At 72.7% G+C, this 23,118-nt stretch carries 15 protein-coding genes; 13 read left to right on the top strand and 2 right to left on the bottom strand.

Annotated features, from left to right (window positions below):
• The 3 genes from AB0A63_RS03700 to AB0A63_RS03690 all read left to right on the top strand — a co-directional run bounded on the left by AB0A63_RS03700 (window position 1) and on the right by AB0A63_RS03690 (window position 2,427).
• Window positions 1–933 (top strand): ABC transporter substrate-binding protein, encoded by a 933-nt coding sequence (locus tag AB0A63_RS03700; RefSeq protein WP_360384922.1) that lies wholly within the window; start codon window positions 1–3, stop codon window positions 931–933.
• Window positions 934–943: 10 nt separating this feature from the next.
• Window positions 944–1,381: a winged helix-turn-helix domain-containing protein gene (locus AB0A63_RS03695; RefSeq protein ID WP_360384920.1), complete on the top strand. Its 438-nt coding sequence runs from the start codon at window positions 944–946 to the stop codon at window positions 1,379–1,381.
• 173 nt (window positions 1,382–1,554) lie between these two features.
• Window positions 1,555–2,427: an aminoglycoside phosphotransferase family protein gene (locus AB0A63_RS03690; RefSeq protein WP_360384918.1), complete on the top strand. Its 873-nt coding sequence runs from the start codon at window positions 1,555–1,557 to the stop codon at window positions 2,425–2,427.
• Here the strand turns inward: AB0A63_RS03690 and AB0A63_RS03685 are convergent.
• Window positions 2,404–3,240, bottom strand: a complete 837-nt coding sequence (locus tag AB0A63_RS03685; RefSeq protein WP_360384916.1) for a helix-turn-helix domain-containing protein — start codon at window positions 3,238–3,240, stop codon at window positions 2,404–2,406. The two genes, AB0A63_RS03690 and AB0A63_RS03685, sit on opposite strands and share 24 nt — an antisense overlap.
• A 55-nt stretch (window positions 3,241–3,295) precedes the next feature.
• Between AB0A63_RS03685 and AB0A63_RS03680 the strand changes: the two genes are divergently transcribed.
• The 10 genes from AB0A63_RS03680 to AB0A63_RS03635 all read left to right on the top strand — a co-directional run bounded on the left by AB0A63_RS03680 (window position 3,296) and on the right by AB0A63_RS03635 (window position 20,779).
• A complete protein-coding gene (locus AB0A63_RS03680) occupies window positions 3,296–4,048 on the top strand; it encodes a nuclear transport factor 2 family protein (protein ID WP_360384914.1) in 753 nt (250 codons plus the stop codon).
• A 3-nt stretch (window positions 4,049–4,051) separates the two neighbouring features.
• Complete coding sequence (locus AB0A63_RS03675) at window positions 4,052–4,906, top strand: protein-ADP-ribose hydrolase (protein ID WP_360384912.1); 855 nt, start codon at window positions 4,052–4,054, stop codon at window positions 4,904–4,906.
• Window positions 4,903–5,691, top strand: coding sequence for a hypothetical protein (locus AB0A63_RS03670; protein WP_360384910.1), 789 nt, complete (start codon window positions 4,903–4,905; stop codon window positions 5,689–5,691). Before AB0A63_RS03675 ends, AB0A63_RS03670 begins: the two co-directional genes overlap by 4 nt.
• A gap of 293 nt (window positions 5,692–5,984) precedes the next feature.
• Complete coding sequence (locus AB0A63_RS03665; RefSeq protein WP_360384908.1) at window positions 5,985–12,488, top strand: SDR family NAD(P)-dependent oxidoreductase; 6,504 nt, start codon at window positions 5,985–5,987, stop codon at window positions 12,486–12,488.
• Window positions 12,476–16,141, top strand: a complete 3,666-nt coding sequence (locus AB0A63_RS03660; protein ID WP_360384906.1) for a beta-ketoacyl synthase N-terminal-like domain-containing protein — start codon at window positions 12,476–12,478, stop codon at window positions 16,139–16,141. Before AB0A63_RS03665 ends, AB0A63_RS03660 begins: the two co-directional genes overlap by 13 nt.
• Complete coding sequence (locus AB0A63_RS03655; RefSeq protein ID WP_065918274.1) at window positions 16,141–16,401, top strand: phosphopantetheine-binding protein; 261 nt, start codon at window positions 16,141–16,143, stop codon at window positions 16,399–16,401. Before AB0A63_RS03660 ends, AB0A63_RS03655 begins: the two co-directional genes overlap by 1 nt.
• Entirely contained in the window at window positions 16,394–17,164 is a 771-nt protein-coding gene (locus tag AB0A63_RS03650; protein WP_360384903.1) for an alpha/beta hydrolase, read from the top strand. The genes AB0A63_RS03655 and AB0A63_RS03650 overlap by 8 nt, the downstream gene beginning before the upstream one ends.
• On the top strand, window positions 17,161–18,285 hold the full coding sequence (locus AB0A63_RS03645; RefSeq protein ID WP_360384901.1) for a nucleotide disphospho-sugar-binding domain-containing protein: 1,125 nt from the start codon (window positions 17,161–17,163) through the stop codon (window positions 18,283–18,285). The genes AB0A63_RS03650 and AB0A63_RS03645 overlap by 4 nt, the downstream gene beginning before the upstream one ends.
• Complete coding sequence (locus AB0A63_RS03640) at window positions 18,282–20,018, top strand: class I SAM-dependent methyltransferase (protein ID WP_360384899.1); 1,737 nt, start codon at window positions 18,282–18,284, stop codon at window positions 20,016–20,018. Before AB0A63_RS03645 ends, AB0A63_RS03640 begins: the two co-directional genes overlap by 4 nt.
• Entirely contained in the window at window positions 20,015–20,779 is a 765-nt protein-coding gene (locus tag AB0A63_RS03635; protein WP_360384897.1) for a hypothetical protein, read from the top strand. The genes AB0A63_RS03640 and AB0A63_RS03635 overlap by 4 nt, the downstream gene beginning before the upstream one ends.
• Here AB0A63_RS03635 and AB0A63_RS03630 read toward each other — a convergent pair.
• Window positions 20,763–22,994, bottom strand: a complete 2,232-nt coding sequence (locus tag AB0A63_RS03630; protein ID WP_360384895.1) for a glycoside hydrolase family 3 N-terminal domain-containing protein — start codon at window positions 22,992–22,994, stop codon at window positions 20,763–20,765. The genes AB0A63_RS03635 and AB0A63_RS03630 overlap by 17 nt on opposite strands.
• Window positions 22,995–23,118 lie beyond the last annotated feature (124 nt).

Below are 23,118 nucleotides of genomic sequence, written 5' to 3'. Positions count from 1 at the left end.
GTGCGCAAGTCACTTCTCGCCGGTCTGGTGCTGGTGCTGGCGGCCTGTGGAACGGCGGAGAGCGAGCCCGCCACCGTGTCGGGCCTGAGCGTCAGCCTGGGTCCCGACCAGAACCGGGTCACGGCGGCGAAGGACGACAAGATCGCCGCCAAGGTGCCGGAGGAGTTCCGCTCCCGGGGTGAGCTGGTGGTCGGCGGATCGACGGGCACAGCGCCGCCACTGCGGTTCTACGCCACCGACGACCGGACGGTGATCGGGGTGGAGACCGACATCGCCCACCTCGTCGCGGACGTGCTGGGGCTCAGACCGCGGCTGGAGACCTCGTCGTGGGAGAACCTGTTCGTCGGCATCGACAGCGGTGCCGTGGACGTGGGCCTGTCGAACATCACGGTGACCGAGGCTCGCAAGGAGAAGTACGACTTCGCCACCTACCGGCTCGACACGCTCGCGTTCGAGGCGAAGAAGGGCGGCACCTGGAAGGTGCGGGAGCCGAAGGACGTCGCGGGCAAGGTGATCGCGGTGACCTCCGGCACGAACCAGGAGAAGATCCTCGTCGACTGGAGCACCAGGAACGTGGCGGACGGCCTGAAGGCCACCGACGTCAAGTACTTCCAGAACTCCTCCGACTACTACCTGGCGCTGCAGTCCGGCCGCATCGACGCCTACCTCGGCCCGAACCCCACCGCCGCCTACCACGCGGCGGTGTCCGGGCAGACCGAGGTGATCGGCACCTTCTCCGGCGGCGCCGCGGTGCAGGGCAAGATCGCGGTGACCACGCTGAAGGGCAACGGGTTGGTCGTCCCCGTGCAGGAGGCGCTCAACCAGCTGATCGCGAACGGCAAGTACGCGGAGGTGCTGAAGCGCTGGGGACTGGCCGACGAGGCGGTGCCGACCTCGGAGGTCAACCCTCCCGGCCTGCCGAAGACGTCGTGAGAGGGCTGTCGTGCGACTTGTGCTGACCATCGAGACCGACGACGACCAGGCCGCGGCGCGGCTGCTCGGGGCGTTGAAGGACGTGGGCCTGGTGACCGCGGAACCCGACCCCGACGTGCGGATCCTGCCGCACGCCCGGCAGGTCGTCTTCCAGGGCAGGACGATCGAGCTGACCCGGCTGGAGTTCGACCTGCTGCTGCACCTGTGCGAGCACCCCGACCGGGTGCACCGCCGCCGCGAGCTGATGTCCGCGGTGTGGGGCGTCGACGACGACCACAGCGGTGGCCGCACGGTCGACGTCCACGTGCGCCGCGTGCGGCAGAAGCTCGGTGCCGCCGGTGAGGTGGTCCAGACCGTGCGCGGCGTCGGCTACCTGGTGGCCGCGGGGCGGGTGCGGGTCGAACGCGCCGCGGACGTCGTGCGGCTGGCCGACCGCCGCGCGGGATGAGACCCGGTGGCCTCCCGGTGCCGCTGCGGGAGGCCACCGCTTCGCCGTTCACCCGGCCACCACGAATCGCCGGTTCCAGAGGGGGCGCGCTCTGGTTCCGGTGCTAAATCGGTTGCTCTCCCCGGCGGCCCCGGTGTTGCATCGGCACACCGGGTCGCTGGGGGAGTTGGTCGATGCTCGACGGCGTGATCGCCACGGACGTGTCCCTCGTGGACGAACTGGTCCGCGCGCAGTTCCCGCACTGGCACGGGTTGCCGATCCGCGCGGTCGGGGACGGCGGCACCGGCAACGCGATGTACCGGCTCGGCGACGAGCTGGCCGTGCGGCTGCCGCGGCGCGAGTGGTCCAGGGACGACGCGGACAAGGAGGCCGCCACCGTTCCCGTGGTCGCACCGCACCTCCCGGTCGCCGTGCCGGAACCGCTCGCACTCGGGGAACCCACCGAGCGCTACCCGGCGCAGTGGTCGGTGGTGCGCTGGCTCGGCGGCACCACCGCACCGGTCGAGGCCGTCGCCCGCGACACCCCGTTCCGCCTGGCCGAACTGGTCCACGCGCTGCACGACGTCGAAGCCACCGGGCGGCCGTGGACCGACTACCGCGGACGAACGGACGCCGCGCGTGACGACGAACCGGTGCGCCGGTGCATCGCGGAGCTGGGCGGTGACCCGCGGCTGGTCGCCCTGTGGGAGGAGGCGCTCGCCGCGCCGCGCTGGGACCGGCCGGCCCGCTGGCTGCACGCCGACCTGCACGAGGGCAACCTGCTGTTCACCGGCGGGGTGCTGACCGGCGTGATCGACTGGGGCGCCGCCGGTGTCGGTGACCCCGCGGCGGACCTCATGACGGCCTGGCTCTACCTCGACGACCGCGGCCGCAGGGCGTTCCGGCGCGAGCTGGCCGAGTTCGACGACGCCACCTGGGCCCGCGCACGCGGCTGGGCGCTGCACCTGGCCGTGCTCGCGCTGCCGTACTACCGCGACACCAACCCGTTCCTCGCCGGGATCGCGAGCAGGACGATCGAGCAGCTACTGGCGGAACGCGCCGGGTGACACGCCCGCCTCGCGGGTGAAGAACTTCGCGAAGTTCGTGGCCTCGCTGAACCCCAGCCGGTGCCCGATCGCCGCCGCCGACAGGTCGGTGTGCACCAGCAGGCGCTTGGCCTCCAACGCCACCCGCGCGTCGATCAGCGCCTTGGCCGAACGGCCGGTCGCCGCGACGCAGATCCGGTTCAGGCCGCGCAGCGAGTAGCCGACCCGCGCCGCGTAGTCGGCGGCGTTGCGGCTGCGGGCGAACGACCGCTCCAGCTCCTGCTGGAACCGCTCGAACCGCGGGTCGCCGGGTCCGCCGGTGTCCGCGGGCAGCCAGGCGACCCGCAGCAGGAGCACGCCCGCGAGCTGGCGCAGCAGGTCGACCGGCTCACCGGACCCGACCACCCGCCGGTACTCGGCACGCAGGTCGCGGGCCGACCGGTCCAGCGCGGCCCGGTCACCGGCCGGCACCTGCCACCGCACCGGGCCGAACGGGCTGAGCAACGGCCGGGCGCCGTCCAGCGGCGGCGGGAACGCGGGCGTGAACAGCACGGCGTGCGCCTTCAACGCCCCGGCGGGCAGCCGCAGCACCCGCCCGGGGCTGACGTGCAGCACGGTGCCCGGCGCGCACGGGTGGTCCACGAAATCGACCATGCACGAACCCCGCCCGGCGGTGATCGCGAAGAGCTGGTGGAAGTCGGTCCTGTGCACCTGGAGCAGGGTGTTCTCGCTGAGCCTGCCGCGAAGCTGCGCGAGGTCCAGCACCTCCAACCCCAGCCTCGGCCGGTCGGGGTTGCTGAAGCCGAACTCGGCAAGCTGTCCACTTCTGACCATGGTGAAGCCGGATCCTACCTCGTCCGGCGGCTGCCGGAGCGGCAGAGTTCTCCGCATGGACACTAAGGAACTCGTGCTCAAGGCCACCGGCGAGCTGTTCGGCGACAGGGATCCGTCCGCTGTGGACCGCTGGGTCGCACCGGACTACCGCCAGCACAGCGCGCTCATCGGCGACGGACCCGAGGCGTTGCGCGGGCTCGTCGCGAGCCTGCCGGACGGCTTCCGCTACGAACCGGCCCGTGTGGTCGCCGACGGCGATCTCGTTGCGCTGCACGGCGTCTACCACGGCTTCGGGCCGCAGCCGCTGGTCGCGTTCGACCTGTTCCGGGTCGAGGACGGCAAGCTCGCCGAGCACTGGGACGCGCTCACGCCGGTCGTCGATCCGACGGTGAGCGGACGGTCCCAGACGGACGGTCCGGCGGGGCCCGCCGGCACCGGCACCGAGCACAACCGCGCGTTGGTCGCCGAGTTCGCGCAGCGCGTGCTGCAGGACGCCGACTACTCCGTGCTCACCGACTACATCTCCACCGAGACCTACCTGCAGCACAACCCCGAGGCCGCCGACGGGCTCGACGGGTTCGGCGCCGCCGCCGCGCGGTGGGCCGAGCAGGGCCGCCACCTCGTCTACAAGACCGTGCACCGGGTCGTGGCCGAGGGCGACCTGGTGCTGCTGCAGTCCGAGGGCGAGTTCGGCGAGCCGGTCGCGTACTGGGACCTGTTCCGGGTCGCGGACGGCCGGATCGTCGAGCACTGGGACGTGATCACCCCGGTGCCCGCGGAGCTCCCGCACGGCAACGGCCTGTTCTGAGCCGTGATCACCGCACTGCCGTTGCGCGACTACCGGGACGCGGTCGCGCTCGACGAACCGTTCCACCCGCTCCGCCCGCCCGCACCGGCCCGTCACCTCGACGGGCTGACCGGGCTCGCGCTGCGGCTGCTCGGCGAGGACCCGCGGGTGGGTCGCCCCACCCTCCCGCGCGGTCCCGCCGAACGCCGCCTGCTGCTGCGGTCGCTGCTGACCGTGCGCGAACCCGCCCCGGTCGCTCCCGACCTGCAGGCGGTGCTCGACGCGGTCCTCGGCGGTGAACGCGAGCAGAGCGCGTCGTCCGACGTGGGCGGGCTGGCCGCACCGATCGCCGTGTGGCGCGGCGACATCACGTTGCTCAGGGCCGACGCGATCGTCAACGCCGCGAACGACGCCCTGCTGGGCTGCTTCCAGCCGATGCACCAGTGCGTCGACAACGCGATCCACGCCGCAGCCGGCCCGCGGCTGCGCGAGGACTGCCACCGCATCATGGCCGCGCAGGCCGCACCGGAACCCACGGGCGTCGCGAAGATCACCCGCGGTTACCACCTGCCGGCGCGGTTCGTGCTGCACACCGTCGGGCCGATCGTGCGCGGCACCGTCAAGCCCGCGCACGAACAGGCCCTGGCCGACGCGTACCGGTCGTGCCTCGACCTGGCCGCCGAGGTCGGCACGATCCGCACGCTCGCGTTCTGCGCGATCAGCACCGGGATCTTCGGCTTCCCCAAGCAGCCGGCGGCGCACATCGCCGTCGAGGTCGTCCGCGACTGGCTCGCCGCCCACCCCGGGCGACTCGACCGCGTCGTCTTCACGACCTTCAGCGGCGACGACGACACGGCCTACCGGAAGGCGTTGCGATGACCTGGGAACGCTGGCTCGACGACGCGGACCGGGTGCTGGTCGCGGCGGGTGCGGGGCTGTCGGCGGCGGCCGGGTACGACTACTCCGACACCGAGCGGTTCGCCGAGCTGTTCCCCGTGCTGCACCGCACTGGGCTGCGGGCCCGCTACCAGCTCATCGGGCTGCCGCTGCCGCCACGGCTGCTGTGGGGCTACTGGGCGGTGCACGTCGACGACATCCGCTTCGCCCCGGCACCGAACCCGGTCTACACCCGGCTGCGCGAGGTCGTCGGCGGGAAGGACAACTTCGTCCTCACCTCCAACGTGGACGGTTTGTTCGCGCGCAACGGTTTCGCCGACGTCTGGTCACCGCAGGGCGACTACGGGCGCTACCAGTGCGAAACGCCGTGCACCCGTGAAACCTGGGAGAGCCGGCCGGTCGTGGAGGCGGCACTGGCGGCGTACGACCCGGACACCGGGGAGACCTCGGCGGTCCCGGCGTGCCCGCGATGTGGCGGTGCGGTGTTCCTCAACGTGCACAAGGGACCCGAGTACGTGCCCGACCACTACGAGCCGGACGGCATCCGTCTGCGCGAGTGGCTGGCGGCGGCGGGGAAGCTGGTCGTCGTCGAGATCGGGGCCGGGTTCAGCACGCCCACCGTGATCCGCCGGCCGGTGGAGTCGCTGGTGCGCGGTCTTCCGCACGCACGGCTGGTGCGGATCAACCGCGACCACGCGGAGGTGCCCGGCGACCTGGCCGGGCGGTCGGCGTCGATCCGGGCCGACGTCGCGGAGGTGCTGGCCTGAGGAGCTCGGCTCCCGTTCGACGAACTGGCGGCATCGACCGGGATCACGCGGGTGTTTCGCGCGGACGAGCGGTCGGACCGGTACCCCGGAGGCCATAGCACGTCGCACCATCACCGATCCGGAGTACCAGACCCGGCCGTTCGGCTTCATTCGCCAGGTTACGTACGTGAGAAAGTTTCAGCACCCCCCTCGACGGCACCTGTGGTTTGTGCGTACGGTGATCACGAAGTAACCGTACCGGCCAGTAGGAACGCAAGCTGAATTCCTTTCTCCCCACCCTGCAGGGTGAGGAAGTGAGCGCAGTGGACATGCTGTCGGATCCTGAACGGGTGCTGTGCCTGAGTCCGTTCGGCACCCCCAACCCGGCCCTCGTGGTCGCCGCCGAGCGGGCGGGTGGCCTCGGCGTGCTCGACCTCGGGCCGCACGCGGTCAGAGACCTCTCCCGGGTCCGCGCACGGCACTCCGGCACGTTCGGGGTGCGAGTGCGCGGGCCGCTGACCGCCGCGTTGCCCGAGGCCGCCGACACGGTCGTGGTGGACCTGGCCGACCCCGTTCCCGACCGCTCTGAACTGGGCGAACGCCGTGTCCTGGTGGTCGTCACCTCGGTGGCGGAGGCGGTTGCGGCGATCGGGTGGGGTGCGACCGGCCTGGTCGCGAAGGGTGCCGAGGCGGGCGGCCGAGTGGGTGGTTCGCCCGCGTTCGTGCTGCTCCAGCAGGTGATCGCGCTGACCGATCTGCCGGTCTGGCTGTGGGGGAGCATCGGTGCGGACACGGCTGCCGCGGCCGTCGCCGGCGGTGCGCGCGGGGTGGTGCTGGAAGGCCAGCTGGCACTCGTGCGCGAAGCGCGAAAACATATTTCCGGCGAATTTGTCAACGCGATCAGCGTGATGGACGGCGCCGACACCGTTGTCCGTGAAGGCGTGCGTGTTCATGTTCGGCAGAACGCTCTCGAAATAGGCCAGGAAGGTGCGTTCGCGGAATTCAACCGCACCTCGTTCGGCACCGTCGGAGGCGTCGTCGGGGCCATTGACCGGGCGATCGGCGACAATCTCGCACACGCGGGCGAACACCGCTCGATCCGCGTCGGCGGGCCGTTCTGCGACCGCGTTCCCGGCCTGCGCTACCCGATCGCCCAGGGGCCGATGACCCGCGTCAGCGACCAGCCCGCGTTCGCCGCGGCGGTGGCGGAAGGCGGTGCGCTGCCGTTCCTCGCGCTCGCCCTGATGGAGGGCGAGCAGGTCCACGAGCTGCTCGTGGCGACCGCCGGGAAGCTCGGCGACCGGCCGTGGGGCGTGGGTCTGCTCGGCTTCGCGCCTGCGGAGCTGCGGGCCCGGCAGCTGGCGGCGGTGCTGAGGACCAGGCCGAGGTACGCGATCGTCGCCGGCGGCACCCCGGCCCAGGCGCGGGAGCTGGAGGACGCCGGGATCGAGGCGTTCCTGCACGTCCCGTCACCCGCTCTGCTGCGCCGGTTCCTCGACGAGGGTGCGCGCAAGTTCGTCTTCGAGGGCTCCGAGTGCGGAGGGCACACCGGGCCGCGGACCAGCTTCACGTTGTGGCAGCAGCAGATCGACGTGCTGCGCGGGCGGGAGGAGGGCGTCGTCGCGCTGTTCGCGGGCGGTGTCCACGACGCCCGGTCGGCCGCGATGGTCGACGCGCTGACGGCCCCGCTCGCCGCTCGCGGTGCCGCGATCGGCGTGCTCGTCGGCACGGCCTACCTGTTCACCGAGGAGGCCGTCGAGCACGGCGCGATCCAGCCGGTGTTCCAGCAGGTCGCGCTGGAGTGCGCGGACACGGCGCTGCTGGAGACCTCGCCCGGCCACGCCGTCCGGTGCGCGCAGACGTCCTATGTGGACACGTTCGAGCAGGCGCGGGCCGAGCTGGCGGACCTGCCCCGGCAGGAGAGCTGGGAACGGCTCGAACAGCTCAACCTGGGCCGGTTGCGGCTGGCCAGCCGAGGGCTCGTGCGCTCCGGCGACGGGCTCGTCGAGGTCGGCGAGGACGAGCAGCGCCGCGAGGGCATGTTCATGATCGGCCAGGTCGCGACCCTGCGATCCGAGCGGACCACGATCGCCGCGCTGCACGAGGAGATCGTCTCCGGCGTCCTGCCGGAGCACACCCGCGCCGACGGGACGGCTCAGCCGCTGGACGTCGCCATCGTCGGCATGGCCGCGATCATGCCGGGTGCGCGGGACGTGGCCGAGTTCTGGGCCAACGTGCTCGCGGGCACCGACTCCATCACCGAGGTCCCGCCGGACCGGTGGTCGCCGGAGCGGTACGGCAGCCCGTTCCGCTGGGGCGGGTTCCTCCCGCGCACGGCGTTCGACCCGCTGGCCTACGGCATCCCGCCCGCGTCGCTGACCTCGATCGAACCCGCTCAGCTGCTGGCACTGGAGGTCAGCGCGCGGGCGTTGGAGGACGCCGGGTACGCCACGCGGGTGTTCGACCGCGAACGCACCTCGGTGATCTTCGGCGCCGAGGCCGGTGCGGACCTCGCGAACGCCTACACGGTCCGCACGGCGTTGCCCGCGCTGGGCGTCAAGGGCCTGGACGACCACCTGCCCGCGCTGACCGAGGACTCGTTCCCCGGCGTGCTCGGCAACGTGATCGCCGGCCGGGTCGCGAACCGGCTCGACCTGGGCGGCGCCAACTACACGGTCGACGCGGCCTGCGCGTCCAGCCTCGCCGCGCTCGACGTGGCGTGCAAGGAGCTCGTCGGCGGCACCAGCGACATGGTCCTGTGCGGTGCCGTCGACCTGCACAACAGCGCCCACGACTACCAGATGTTCGCCTCGGTCAAGGCGTTGTCGGCCCAGGGCCGCTGCGCCACGTTCGACTCGGCGGCGGACGGCATCGCGCTCGGCGAGGGCGTGGCGTGCGTGGTGCTCAAGCGGCTTGAGGACGCCGAACGCGACGGCGACCGGATCTACGCGGTCGTCAAGGGCATCGGCGCGTCCAGCGACGGCCGCTCGCTCGGGCTCACCGCGCCACGACCGGAAGGCCAGCAACGGGCACTGCGCCGGGCGTACGCGTCGGCGGGTGTGTCCGTGCGGGACGTGGGCCTGGTCGAAGCGCACGGCACCGGGACCGTCGTCGGCGACCGGACCGAGCTCGCCGCGCTCACCGAGATGTTCGCCGGCGTCGAACCGGGCAGCTGCACGATCGGCTCGGTGAAGTCGCAGATCGGGCACACCAAGTGCGCGGCAGGGCTCGCCGGGGTGATCAAGGCGGCACTGGCCGTCCACACCGGAATCCGGCCGGGGACGTTGCACGTCAAGCGGCCCAACGCTTTCTGGGATGCGCGGACCAGCCCGTTCGCGTTCGGCCACCGCACCTGGGCCGCGCGGGACCGGGTCGCGGGCGTCAGCGCGTTCGGCTTCGGCGGCACCAACTTCCACACCGTGCTCACCGGGTACACCGGCGCGGACGAGCCGCGGCACGGGCTGACCGCGTGGCCGGCCGAGCTGTTCCTCGTGCGCGGCGAGAACCCCGAGGCAGCACAACGGGAAGCCGCACGGCTCAAGGCACTGGTCGACGACCGCACGCCGCTGCGGAACCTGGCGGCCGCCTGCGGCAGCGGCACGGTGCAGGCGGCGTTCGTGGTGAGCGACCACGACGGCCTGAGCCGGGCGTTGGCGGACGTCGAGGCGTGGCGCGCGTCCGACGTCGTGCTGCTGCGGGACGGGGAACGGCCGAAGGTCGCGTTCCTCTACCCCGGCCAGGGCAGCCAACGACCGGGCATGCTGCTGGACCTGGTCACGGCGTTCCCGTGGCTGCAGGAGCTGGTGGACCCGCGCTACGAACGCGTGATGTTCCCGCCGGCCGCACTGACCGCAGACGACGTGGCACGCCAGCGCGCGGAGCTCACCGACACCCGCAACGCCCAACCGGCGCTCGGGATCGCCGGGCTGGCCGTGACCGCGTTGCTCGACTCCGTCGGCGTGCGGCCGGACCTGGCCGGCGGTCACAGCTACGGCGAGCTGGTCGCGCTGACCGCCGCCGGGGCGGTCGAGGACGCCGACCTGCTCGACCTCAGCGCGGCCAGGGCGCGGGCGATGCTCGACGCGGCCGGCGACGACCCCGGCACCATGGCTGCGGTGACCGCCCCGGTGGCCGAGGTCGAGGCACTGCTCCCGCCGGACGTGGTGGTGGCCAACCACAACGCGCCCGACCAGGTCGTGGTTTCCGGGCCGACGGCCGCGGTGGAGAACGCCGTCGCCCTGCTGCGGGACGCCGGCCTGACCGTCAAACCCATCCCGGTCGCTGCCGCGTTCCACAGCCCGCTGGTGGCAGGGGCGCGGGACCGGTTCGCCGAGGAGCTCGCGGCCGTGCCGGTCGGCGAGCCGCGGTTCCCGGTGTGGTCGAACGTGACCGCCGCACCGCACACCGACGTCCGCACCGGGCTGGCCGACCAGCTCGCCGGCCGGGTCAGGTTCGCCGAGCAGGTCGAGTCGATGTACGCGGCGGGCGCGCGGATCTTCGTCGAGGCCGGGCCGGGCGGGGTGCTGACCGCGCTGGTCGGCCGGACGCTCGGCGACCGGCCGCACCGGGCGCTGCGCTGCGACGACCACGTGACGTTCCTGCGCACGCTCGCCGCACTCGCGGTCGCCGGTGTCGAGGTGGACGCCGCGCCGTTGTTCGAGGACAGGGCCGAACCCGCCACGGCCGTGCCGCCGCGGCCGAAGTGGTACGTGGACGGAGGTCTCGTGCGGGACGCGAACGGAGACGCACTGCCCGGTGGGTTGCGGCCCGCGACCGAGCTCCCCACCCTGCGGCTCGGGCCGGGCCTGGGCCGGGACGAGATCGTGGAGAAGTTCCTCGACGGCATGCGCGACGCCGTCAGCGCGCAGCGCGACGTGCTGCTGAGCTACCTCGGCACCGCGCCCGCGGCCGTCCCGCCGCCGATGCCGGTGGTCGACGCCGTGGTCAAGGCACCGGAACCCGTGGTGCCGCAGCAGGAAGACGTGGCCGCGGTGGTGCTGCGGACGATCAGCACCCGCACCGGCTACCCCGTCGAGATGCTGCAACCGGGACTGGACCTGGAAGCGGACCTGTCGATCGACTCGATCAAGCGCACCGAGATCGTCGGTGAGCTGGTGCAGGCACTGGGCGCGTCCGGTTCGGTGGACGAGCTGGCGCAGCTCAAGACGGTCGACGGGATCGTCGGCTGGTTCGGTGCCGTCGCCCCGGTGGCCGTGCCGGGCAAGGACGTGCGGGCCGTGGTGCTGCGGACGATCAGCACGCGGACCGGCTACCCCGTCGAGATGCTGCAACCGGGCCTCGACCTGGAGGCGGACCTGTCGATCGACTCGATCAAACGGGCCGAGATCGTCGGTGAGCTGGTGCAGGCACTGGGCGCATCGGGTTCGGTGGACGAGCTGGCGCAGCTCAAGACGATCGACGGGATCGTCGGCTGGTTCGGCGAGGCCACCCCGCAGCCCGTGCCGGGCCGGCCCGCGCGCACGGTGACCGGCGGGAAGCTCGTCCGGCGCGTCCCGCAGGTCGTCCCCGCCGGACCGGCCGAACCGGTCGACCTCACCGGCAGGACCGTCCTGGTCGTCGACGACAACGGCATCGGCCTGGAGCTCGCCGACCTGCTGGAGAAGCACACCGCCCGCCCGCGCGTCGAGCCGTCGTTCCCCGCCGACCTGACCGGCGTCGACGTCGTCGTGCGGCTGGGCGCCCGGCTGCCGGAGGCGTTCAGCGAGGTCAAGGCCTGCGTCACCACCGGTGTGCACCTGGTCGTGGTCACCACCGGCGGCGGCACGTTCGGCTTCGACCACACCGCCGACGAGCTGCCCGCGGACATCGGCCTGCACGGGCTCGTCCGCACCGCCGCGCTGGAGCACCCGGAGCTGGTGGTGCGCGCGGTCGACGTGAACCCCAAGGAGAGCCACCGCGACATCGCCACCGCGCTGCTCGCCGAGCTCGGTCCCGGCCCGGCGGTCGTCGGCCACCAGGCCGGTCGCCGGCAGGTGCTCGACGCCGTGGCGACCGAGCTGCCCAGCGGGACCCTGTCGCTGGACGCCGACAGCGTGGTGCTGTTCACCGGTGGCGCCCGCGGCATCACCGCACTGGCCGCGGTCGCGCTCGCCGAACGCACCGGCTGCCACGTCGAGCTGATCGGCCGCACCCCGATCGCACCCGAGGACCACCGGCTCGCGCACGCCACGACCGAACCCGAGGTCGTCAAGGCGCTGTTCGAGCTCGGCGTCACCGACGACGTGCCCGCCAAGGCGCGCGGGGTGCTCGCCGAACGCGAGGTGCGCGCGACGCTGGAACGGTTGCGCGCCACGGCGTCGAGCGTGCGCTACCACGAATGCGACGTCACCGACGTCGAGGCGGTGGGCCGGGTGCTCGACGACGTCCGCGCCCGGTTCGGCCGGCTCGACGGCGTGGTCCACGGCGCCGGTGTGCTCGACGACAGGCTGATCGCGGACAAGACCCAGGAGTCGTTCGACCGGGTCTGGGCGACGAAGGTCAACGGTGTCAAGGCGTTCGACGAGGGCTTCCTCGTGCTGTTCGGCAGCGTCAGCGGCGTGTTCGGCAACCGCGGCCAAGCCGACTACAGCGCCGCGAACGACGCGCTCGACCGGATGGCCCGGTTCTGGGGCACCCAGCGCAGGGTGGTCGCCGTCGACTGGGGGCCCTGGGCCGGCGCGGGCATGGCGGTCGGGCTCACCGCGGAGTACGAGCGCCGCGGCATCCCGCTGATCCAGCCCGACGAAGGCGTTGCCGCTCTGCTGAACGAGATCGCCGCCGGGAACGACGTGCAGGTGGTCTACCGATGGGAGGCGTAGCGATCGTCGGCATCGGCGCGGTCTTCCCGGGAGCGCCCGACGCCACGACGTTCTGGCGCAACATCGCGTCCGGGGTGGACGCCGTCGGCCAGGTCCCGCCCGGCCGGTGGGACCCGGCGACCTACTACGACCAGAACAGCACCAGCGGCGACCGGTTCTACTGCCGCAGGGGCGGGTTCGTCGACGACCTGGCCGAGTTCGACCCGACCAGGTTCGGCATCATGCCGTCCACGGTGGACGGTGCGGAACCCGATCAGCTGCTGGCGCTCGCCACGGCCGCGGAGGCGATCGCGGACGCCGGCGGCGAGACCGCCCTGCCGGACCGGGAGCGGATCGGTGTCGTCGTCGGTCGCGGCGGGTACCTCACGCCCGGTTGCGCCCGGCTCGACCAGCGCGTGCGGCTCGCCGACGAGGTGCTGTCGGTGGTCCGCGACCTGTTCCCCGGACTGGGCGGCGCGGACCTCGGCACGGTGCGGCAGGCGGTCCGCGACCGGTTCGGCCCCGAGCAGCCAGAGGCGTCGATCGGCCTGGTGCCGAACCTCGCCGCCTCCCGCATCGCCAACCGGTTCGACCTGCGCGGCACCGCGTACACGGTGGACGCGGCCTGCGCGTCCGGTCTGGTCGCCGTCGAGCACGCCGTCCGCGAGCTCCAGGAGGGCCGCGCGGACGCCATGCTGGCCGGGGCGGTGCACGTCTGCCACCACCCGACGCTGTGGAGCGTGTTCACGCAGCTCCGCGCGTTGAGCCCGAGCGAGCGCATCCGGCCGTTCGACGCGGACGCCGACGGCACGCTGCTGTCCGAGGGTGTCGGCATGGTGCTGCTGAAGCGCCTGGAGGACGTCGGCGACGAACGCGTCTACGCCGTGATCCGCGGCATCGGCACCGCGAGCGACGGCCGCGCGACGAGCATGATGACGCCCAACCCCGAGGGCCAGCTCCTGGCCGTGCACCGGGCCTGGGCCAACGCCGGGCTCGACCCGCGCACCGACGCACCCGGCCTGGTGGAGGCGCACGGCACCGCGACGCCCGCCGGTGACGCCGCCGAGCTCGCCACGATGATCAACGCCTTCGGTGCCGAGGGCGACGAGATCGGCATCGGCACGGTGAAGTCGATGATCGGCCACGCCATGCCGGCCGCCGGGATGGCCGGGCTGATCAAGGCCGCTCTCGCGCTGCACCACCGCACGCTGCCGCCGACCCTGCACGTCGAGCGGCCGCACCCGGCGCTGACCGGCACCCGCTTCGCGCCGGTGACCGAGGCCCGCGACTGGGAGGGCCCGCACCGCGCGGTCGTGAACGCCTTCGGGTTCGGCGGGATCAACGCCCACGCCGTGCTCGACGGCCACACGGTCGCCCGGCCGCGCAAGCCCGTCATGACCTTCGCCGCCGACACCGCTGCGGAGCTGGCCGAGGCCGTGCGGGAACGCAGGCCCTCCACCGCAGACCGCGCGTTCCGGCTCGCCGTCGGCAACCCCGACGACCGCAGGCTCAAGCTCGCCGAACGCGTCATCGCCCAGGGCAAGGCCTGGCCGGGCAGGCACGACATCTGGTTCTCCCCGCAGCCGCTGCTGAGCAGCACCGACCAGGTCGCGTTCGTGTTCCCCGGCTTCGAACGCGAGTTCACCGGCGAGGTCGTCGACCACGCCGTGCAGCTGCTGCAGGACGGCCGCCGTGCGGCGCGCGAGCTGATGGCGCAGGGCATCACGCCCGGAGCGCTCGCCGGGCACAGCATGGGCGAGTGGACCGCGATGGTCGTCGGCGGCATCTACCCGACGATCGACCGGTTCGTCGACGCGCTCGGTCCCGGCGCCGTCGCGGTGGTCGACATCGCCTACGCCGCACTGGGCTGCTCCGCGGACACCGCGGAGCAGTACCTGGTCGAGGGTGTGACGATCAGCCACGACAACTGCCCGCACCAGTCGGTGGTCTGCGGTCCGATCGAGCTGCTCGAACCCGTGTTGGAGACGTTGAAGGCCAACGGCGTGATGGCGCAGCTGATGCCGTTCCGCACCGGCTTCCACACGCCCGCGCTCGCGCCCTACCTGGGCCGGGCGAAGGAGATGCTCGACCAGCTGCCGGTCCGCACCTCGGACGTTCCGGTGTGGTCGGCCAACTCACTGGAACCGATGCGCGCGGAGGACGTCCGCGACCTGGTGCTGCGGCACCTGGTCGAACCGGTCCGGTTCCGGCCGCTGCTGCACCGCCTGCACTCCGCCGGGTTCCGCGCGTTCGTCCAGGTCGGCCGGGGCAGCCTGCCGGGGTTCGTCGCCGACACCCTGTCCGACCGGCCGCACCTCGCCGTGAACGCCGACATCGCCCCGGAAGCGCTGTGGGCGTTCGGGCTCAAGCGCGGCACCTCCCACCGGGTGCGGTTGCGGCTGGGCACCCCGAAGATCACCGTCGACCCGCTCGGCACCGATCCGGTCGTGGTCGCCGGCGACAGCCCGGTGTCGGCCGCGGTCACCAAGCTCCTGGCCCACACCAACGCCGTCGCCCGCGAGGTGGCCGGTGCGCTGCGGCCCAGCGAGGCTGGGTTCACCCGCGAGTTCTCGCTGCGCACCATGCCGGAGCTGGTGGACCACTCGGTGTTCCCGCAGGCACCGGGGTGGCCCGACCTCGCGGACGGGTTCCCGATCGTGCCGGCGACCGGCCTGCTGGAGGTCTTCGCCGACGCCGCCCGCAGGCTCACCGGCGGGACCGTGCACGGGTTCGCCGACGTGAAGGCCAAGCGCTGGCTCACGGCGCTGCCCGCGACGACCGTGAAGATCAGCGCACGCTCCGAAGGGCCCGACCGGGTCGCGGTGAAGGTCGGCGACTACGCCGAGGGCGTGGTGCTGATGGCACCCGTGGCACCGCAGCCGGTGGAGATCGCGTTGCACGGCACCCGCGTGCCACCGGTCAGCGCCGAGGAGCTGTACCGGGACAACTGGATGTTCCACGGTCCGGCGTACGCGGGTGTCACGCGGATCGACTCGCTGGCGGACAACGGGATCGCGGGCGTGCTGACGCCGTTGCCCGCACCGGGGGCGTTGCTCGACAGCGCCGGGCAGCTGATCGGCCACTGGATGCAGGTGGTGCACACCGTCGACCAGACCGTGCTGCCCACCGGGATCGAGCGGGTGTCGTTCCACGGCCCGGCGCCGACCGGCGACGTCCGCTGCACGGCCCGCATCCGCGAGGTGACCGCGCAGACGATGGTCGCCGACGCCGAGCTGACCGCGGCCGGGGCGCTGTGGTGCCGCATCACCGGCTGGACCACCCGCCGGTTCACCACCGACGACCGGATCTGGCGGGTCAAGCTGCGCCCCGGCACCGAGATCCTGTCCACTCCGGACGGTGAGTGGCTGCGCGTCACCGAGAACTGGTCCGACAGCGCCACCCGCGACCTGATCATGCGCCGCTACCTGAACTCCGCGGAACGGGCGCACTACGCCGGGCTCGACGTGCCCGCGCAACGCGACTGGCTGCTGCGGGTGATCGCGGTGAAGGACGCCGTGCGCTCGTGGCTGTGGAGCCGCGGTGCCGGACCGGTCCACCCCGCGGAGCTGACCGTGTCCGCCGACGCGCGGGTGCGCGGGGCGTTCGCGGTGCCGCAGCTCGAAGTCGTTGCCGAACAGGGAAAAGCCGCCGCACGCGTGAAGACGGAGAAGTGATGGACGAGGTGCTGCAGCAGGTAGCGGAACTCATCACCGAGGTGGTCGGCCCGGACTTCCTGCTGGGCGTGGAGATCACCAGGGACACCACGTTCAGCGACGACCTCGGCCTGGAGTCGATCGAGTTCGTGGCGCTGGCCGACAAGCTCAACGCCCACTACGGCGTCGACCTCGTGGCGTTCCTCGCGGACATGGACATCGACGAGATCATGGCGATGTCCGTGGGCCGGCTCGTCGACCACATCACGGCCCGTGTCTGAGGTCCACGCCCGCGGGCTGCGGTTCCACGTGCAGCGGCTCGGGCCCACGGGGAACGTGCCGACCATCGTGTTCGTGCACGGCCTGGTCATGGACAACCTGTCCAGCTTCTACTACACGCTGGCGGCTCCGCTGGCGGCCAGGGGTTTCGGCACCGTGCTGTTCGACCTGCGCGGCCACGGCCTGTCCGAACGCCCGCCGTCGGGGTACACGCCCGAGGAGAGCGCGCTGGACCTCGTGGCCGTGCTGGACGAGATCGGCGTGACCGAGCCGGTGTTCCTGCTGGGCAACAGCTACGGCGGTGTGGTCGCCATGCACGCCGCGGTCCGGTCGCCGGACCGCGTGGCCGGTGTGGTGCTGGTCGAGTCGGCGGTCGGGGGAGTGGTCGGCGACGCGTGGTTCGAGGACATCACGAACACGCTGACCGTGGCCGCGCTGGGCCTGGAGTTCGACCGCACCCAGGACCAGCTCATGGCCCTCGGGCAGCGCAAGATCGCCAAGCTCGCCGTCAACGCCAACGCGTTGCTCAACGGCACCACGCTGATCGATGACCTCGGTTCCGGTGCCAAGCTCGACCTCACCGAGGTGCGCTGCCCGGTGCTCGGCGTGTTCGGCGCGGAGTCCGAGCTGGTCGGCGCCGCGGCCGAGCTGGCGGAGCGGATTCCGTCCTGCCGGTTGCACGTCGTGACCGGCCTCGGCCACACCGTGCTGCGTGAGGCCACGGCCGAACTGCTCGACGTCCTCTGCGACTGGTTGCCGTCATGAGCCGGTTCCTGTTCGTCGTGCCGCCGCTGACCGGTCACGTCAACCCGACCGCGTCCGTGGGCGGTGAGCTGCTCGCCCGCGGCCACGCCGTCGCGTGGGTCGGGCACCCCGGCACGCTGGCACCGCTGCTGCCCGACGGCGCGGTGGTGTACCCGGCGATCGACGACGTGCTGGAGACCGGCATCCGGGCCAAGCGGGAGCGGTGGCTCGCGTTGCGCGGCATGGCGGTGCTGAAGTTCTTCTGGGAGGAGTTCCTCATCCCGCTCGGCCACGCGATGGTGCCCGGCGTCGCCGCGGCGGTGCGGGACTTCGCGCCGGACGTGGTGGTCGCGGACCAGCAGGCGCTGGCCGGGCCGTGCGTGGCGAAGAACGCCGGGGTGCCGTGGGCGACGTCCGCGGCGACCTCGGCCGAGCTGGTCAACCCGCTGCGGACGATGCCGAAGGTCGACGCCTGGGTGCGGGGTCTGCTGCACGACTTCGCGGGCGGCGACGTCCGGTTCTCCGACCGGCTGGTGCTGGTCTACAGCTCGAAGGCGCTGGTGCGCGGTGACTTCGGTGACGAGGTGGCGTTCGTCGGGCCGGCGCTCGCCCACCGCGTGGAACGGGCGCGGTTCCCGTGGGACCGGCTCGGCGACCGCGCCGTGCTGATCTCGCTGGGCACGCTGAACGGCCCCGCGGGGGAGCGGTTCTTCACCCAAGCCGTGGAGGCGGTGGCCGACCTCGACGTCCAGGTCGTCATGGTGGCGCCCGAACGACCGGCGCCGGCCAACGTCCTGGTGCAGCCCTCGGTGCCGCAGCTCGCGCTGATGCCGCACCTGAGCGCGGTGGTCACGCACGGCGGCCACAACACGGTCTGCGAGGCGCTGGCACACGGGTTGCCGCTGGTCGTGGCGCCGATCCGGGACGACCAGCCGACCGTCGCCGCCCAGGTCGTCGCGGCCGGAGCGGGCGTCCGGCTGACCTACTCGCGGGCCCGCGCGACGGATATTCGCAGCGCACTGGAATCCGTGCTGGGCGAGCCGGAGTACGCGGCCGCCGCGGAGCTCGTGCGGAAGTCGTTCACAGCGGCTGGCGGCGCCGCAGCCGCCGCCGATCGACTGGAGAAGGTGGTGGCGGGGTGATCCTCACCGTGCTCGTGGTGCTGGTCGTCTTGGTCGACGTCGTGCGCCTGCGTTCCCGTGCGGCGAAACTGCGCGTGCTGGCGCCGGGCGTGAGCGGGCACGCCCTGGTCACTGCCACCGGTGTCCACCCGGAGGGCTCCTGGGACGCCGGTGACGCCGACCTGGTCGACCTGGTGCCACGCGACCTGCCGACCGCGGCGGCGCTGGACCTGCTCGGCGCGGTCGACCCCGCGCGGTACCGGGCCGACCGGTGGGTGCGCGGGGCGAGCGCGGCACAGGCCGTGCTGGTGCGCGAGAGGTACGCCGAGGAGGTCGACCCGGACGACCCGACCGAGCTCGTCGCGTTCGTGCGCCGCGTCAAGGACCACGTGCCCGCCGAGGTCGACCTCGCGGTCGCGCCGGGGCTGAAGGCCGGGCCTTACGACCTCGGGTACCGCGCGGCGACGTTGCGGCAGATCGGCAAGCGGCCGTCGCTGTGGATCGCGGGTTCGATGATCGGCTACGCGGTGGTGGCCGCCGCCGTGGTCGTCGACTGGCCGTGGGGCCTGGCCGCGCTGGCCGCCTACTGGGCGCACCCGCTCCTCGTGTTCGCGGGAACCCCGTTGCGGCCCAGGGACCTGTGGGTGCCGCGGTTCCTGCGCACGCCCTACCTGTGGCTCAAGACGGCCGGTGGCAAGAAGTCCACCGCCGAGCTCCGGCAGGCCGAGACGCTGGAGCAGGCCGCGCCCTGGTACACCGAGCGACTCGGGCGCGACTTCCACGAGACCCGGCGCGACACCTGCCCGTCCTGCGGCAGCAGCGACCTGCGGCGGTGGGTGACCGCGCACGACCTGGTGCAGCGCAAGCCCGGCACGTTCACCATGGACCGCTGCGTCCGGTGCGCGCACGTCTGGCAGAACCCGCGGCTGACCGAGGAAGGCCTCGGCTTCTACTACCGCGACTTCTACGACGGCCTGGGCGAGTCGTCGGCCGACGCGGTGTTCTCCGGCAAGACCTCGCCGTACTACGGCCGGGCGCGCATGGTGGAGCCGTTCGTGAAACCCGAGCGGTGGCTGGACGTCGGCTCCGGGCACGCGCACTTCTGCCTGGGCGCCAAGGAGGTCCTGCCGGACACCGCGTTCGACGGGCTCGACCAGGGTGCCGCGATCGAGGACGCCGCCCGGCTCGGCCGGATCGAGCACGCCTACCGGGGCAGCTTCAAGGACTTCGCGGGCGAGCTCAAGGGCCGCTACGACGTGATCAGCATGCACCACTACCTGGAGCACGTGCGGGACCCGTGGGAGGAGCTGGACATCGCGGCGGACGTGCTGCCGCAGGGCGGTTACCTGCTGATCGAGCTGCCGGACCCGGAGTGGCGGCTCGGGCGGTTGTTCGGGCAGTACTGGATGCCGTGGTTCCAGCCGCAGCACCAGCACATGATGCCGATCGGCAACCTGGAGCACGCACTGGCCGACCGCGGTCTCGTGACCGTGGCGCGGGAACGGTCGAAAGCCCACCTGTGCAACGACTTCACGCTGGCGCTGCTGTTGTGGCTGGGCGCCAAGGCCCCGCGGACGCCCGCGCCGTGGCGGCCGGAACGGGTGCGGCTGCGCCGGTTGCGCAGCTTCGGCGTGTGGGCGCTGGGCATCCCGGCGTTCTTCGTGGCGATGGCGCTGGACCAGACCGTGAACCGGTTCCTGGCCGCGCGCAGCGACGGCGGCAACGCCTACCGGCTGCTGGCGCTCAAGGCATGAATGCCCCGGTCGACCTCGCGGACCGGCCGGACGTCGCACCGGAGCTGAGGCTCGTGCCGCACGCGTTCCGGCGCACCTTCGGCCGGTCCGCGGCCGGTGTCTGGTACGCGCCCGGCGTGCTGCGGCTGCTGGGTGGCCTGGTGCGGGTGCCGGGCAGGTGGGGTGCGATCGTCGCGGGTGACCGGCGCGACGACGGACTGCTGGAGCTGGTGTCGGTGAACCGACCGGCCGAACGGGCGCTGCTGCCGTCGGACGAGGTGCCCGCGTGGGCTTCGCCGGTGCAGGGCGTCGGTGGTGGGGCGACGCTGATGTGCAGCGTGGACCTGCCGCAGGGGAGCGGGCTGTCGGCGGGGCCGGCGTTGCGGACGGCCGTGGGGCTGGCGTTGCGCGAGCTGGCCGGCGTGGCGTTCGAGGACGAGCCCGTCGTGCCGCTCGACCTGCCGGGGCAGCGGTTGCTGGTCGTCGACACGCGGGTGCGCCGGGTCGAACCGCAGCGCGAACGGCCCTTCGTGCGCGACACCGACGACCTCGGGGCCGCGTTGACCGCCTACCACCACGCCCAGGACCCCGATCCGGAGCAGGACGTGGTGGTGCGTGCGGCGGTGCGGGCGGGTGCCCGTGGAGCGAGCCTGCTGGTGGACCCGCCCGGCCGGCCCGCGGTCGCGCTGGTGGACGCGGACCTCGTGCCGGCCGTGAAGCGGGCCGTCACCGCTGCGGCGGCGCTCCCGCCCCGCTACCTGACGATCAGCACGGCGCCTTGACGGTGAACTCGGCCCTGCGCAGGGCCGAGTCCTTCGACGACGGACCGACGAGCAGCACGAAGTCGCCGGGCTCGACGACCCGGTTGCCCAGCGCGTCGACGATCGAGCACGCCGACACCGGTACCTCCAGCCGCACCGTCACGCTCTCGCCCGGCGCCACGTCGACCTGCCGGAACGCCTTGAGCTCCTTGTCGGCCCAGCTGACCGACGTCACGGCGTCGCTCACGTAGACCTGCACGGTCTCGCGCGCGGGCCGCGACCCGGTGTTGCGCAGCGTGATCGAGGCCTGGACCGTCTCGTCCGGGCCCAGCACCGACGTGTCGACGTGCAGGTCGGTGTACTCGACGGTGGTGAAGGACAGGCCCTCGCCGAACGCGAACGCCGGCTCCTGGGTCAGGTCGGCGTAGCGGGTGCCGTGCTGGCCGCGGATCTGGTTGTAGTAGGTCGGCTGCTGGCCCGCGTGCGCCGCGAACGAGATCGGCAGCCGGCCGCTCGGCTCGATCAGGCCGTGCACCAGCTCGGCGATCGCCCGGCCGCCCTGCATGCCGGGGTTCGCCGCCCAGATCACCGCGGCGGCGTTGCGGGCGCTGTCGGGCAGCACCAGCGGCTTCGAGGCCAGCAGCACCACGATCAGCGGCTTGCCGGTCGCGGCGAGCGCGTCGAGCAGCGCGATCTGACCGCCGATCAGGTCGAGCGTGGCGGTGGACCGGCCCTCGCCGACCAGCTCGATGCGGTCACCGACGACGGCCACGACGTGGTCCGCGTCCTGGGCGGTGGCGACGGCTTCGGCGATGAGCTCCGGGTTCGGCGGGCACGGCGCGACGACCTGCGGGCGCGGCTGGCCGTCCGGGAACGTGTCGCCCTCGGGGTCGGCTTCGAGCGTGAGGATGTCCGCCCCGCGCGCGTAGGTGACCTCGGAGAACTCCCTGAGGCCGTCCAGCACCGTGGTGATCATGTCGCGCGGCTGGCCGTCGGGCAGCCAGTCGGCCTGACCGGACGAGCCGGCCCAGTCGCCGAGCTGGGTCTGGGCGTCGTCGGCGAGCGGGCCGACGAGCGCGATCCTGCCCTTGCGGACGGGCAGCACGCCGTCGTTGCGCAGCAGCACGAGAGACCGGCGGGCCACGTCGAGGTTCAGGGCGGCGTGGTCGGCGTGGTTGATCATCGTGCGCTGGCGCTCGGTGTCGGGCCGGCGCGGGTTCTCGAACAGGCCGAGCTCGAACTTGAGCGTGAGGATGCGGGTGACCGCGCTGTCGAGGTCGGACTCGGCCAGCAACCCGGACTCGACGGCCTGCAGCGCGCCCTCGAAGAACTGCGGGGTGGTCATGATCATGTCGTTGCCGGCCTTCACGGCGGCAGCGGCGGCGTGCGCGTGGTCGGGCTGGACCTTCTGCTCCCAGACCATCCGGCCGACGTTGTCCCAGTCGGTGATGAGCGTGCCCCGGTAGCCCCACTCGCCGCGCAGGACCTCGTCGAGCAGCCACGAGTTGACGGTGATCGGCACGCCGTCGGTGGTCTGGTAGCCGAGCATGAACGTCGCACAACCCTCGCGCGCGACCTTCTCGAACGGCGGCAGGAACCACGACCGCAGCTTGCGCCTGCTGAGGTCGGCCTCGCTCGCGTCCCGGCCGCCCTGGGTCTCCGAGTACCCGGCGAAGTGCTTGGCGGTCGCGAGGATCGCGGTCTCGTCGGTCAGCCCGTCGCCCTGGTAGCCGCGGACCATCGCCGCCGCGAGCTCGCCGATCAGCACCGGGTCCTCGCCGAACGTCTCGTCGACCCGGCCCCAGCGCAGGTCGCGGGCGATGCACAGCACCGGCGAGAACGTCCAGTGCACACCGGTCGCCGCGGCCTCGACCGCGGTGACCCGCGCGACCCGTTCGACCAGCTCGGGGTCCCAGCTCGCGGCCATGCCGAGCTGGGTCGGGAAGATCGTGGCGCCCTCGTGGAACGAGTGGCCGTGGATGCAGTCCTCGGCGATGAGCAGCGGGATGCGCAGCCTGGTCTGCGAGGTGAGGTCGTGCGCGCGCAGCACCCGTTCGGGAGAGGTGTGCAGGATCGAGCCCACGTGCTTGCGCAGCACGTGGTCGTCCAGGTCCTCCCTCGAGTCCAGCTGCATCATCTGCCCGACCTTCTCGGGCAGTGTCATGCGCTGGAGCAGATCGGCGACGCGCGCGGCGATCGGCAGGGTGGCGTCGAGGTAGGACTCGTCCTGATCCATGTGGTCTCCGGAAGGGCTCGTGCTGCAGCGGCGTGGGAGCGCTCTCATACAAGTATATGGAACCGGTTCCGCGTGGAAGCGGTTTTCGGGATTCCGGTACAAACGGATCGGTCCAGGAGCAGCC

This window comes from Lentzea sp. NPDC042327 (assembly GCF_040647275.1).
In the GTDB taxonomy this organism is placed as follows: Bacteria; Actinomycetota; Actinomycetes; order Mycobacteriales; family Pseudonocardiaceae; genus Lentzea.
Note: the sequence above shows the minus strand (reverse complement) of the source record. Positions and strands in the feature narration are given on the sequence as shown.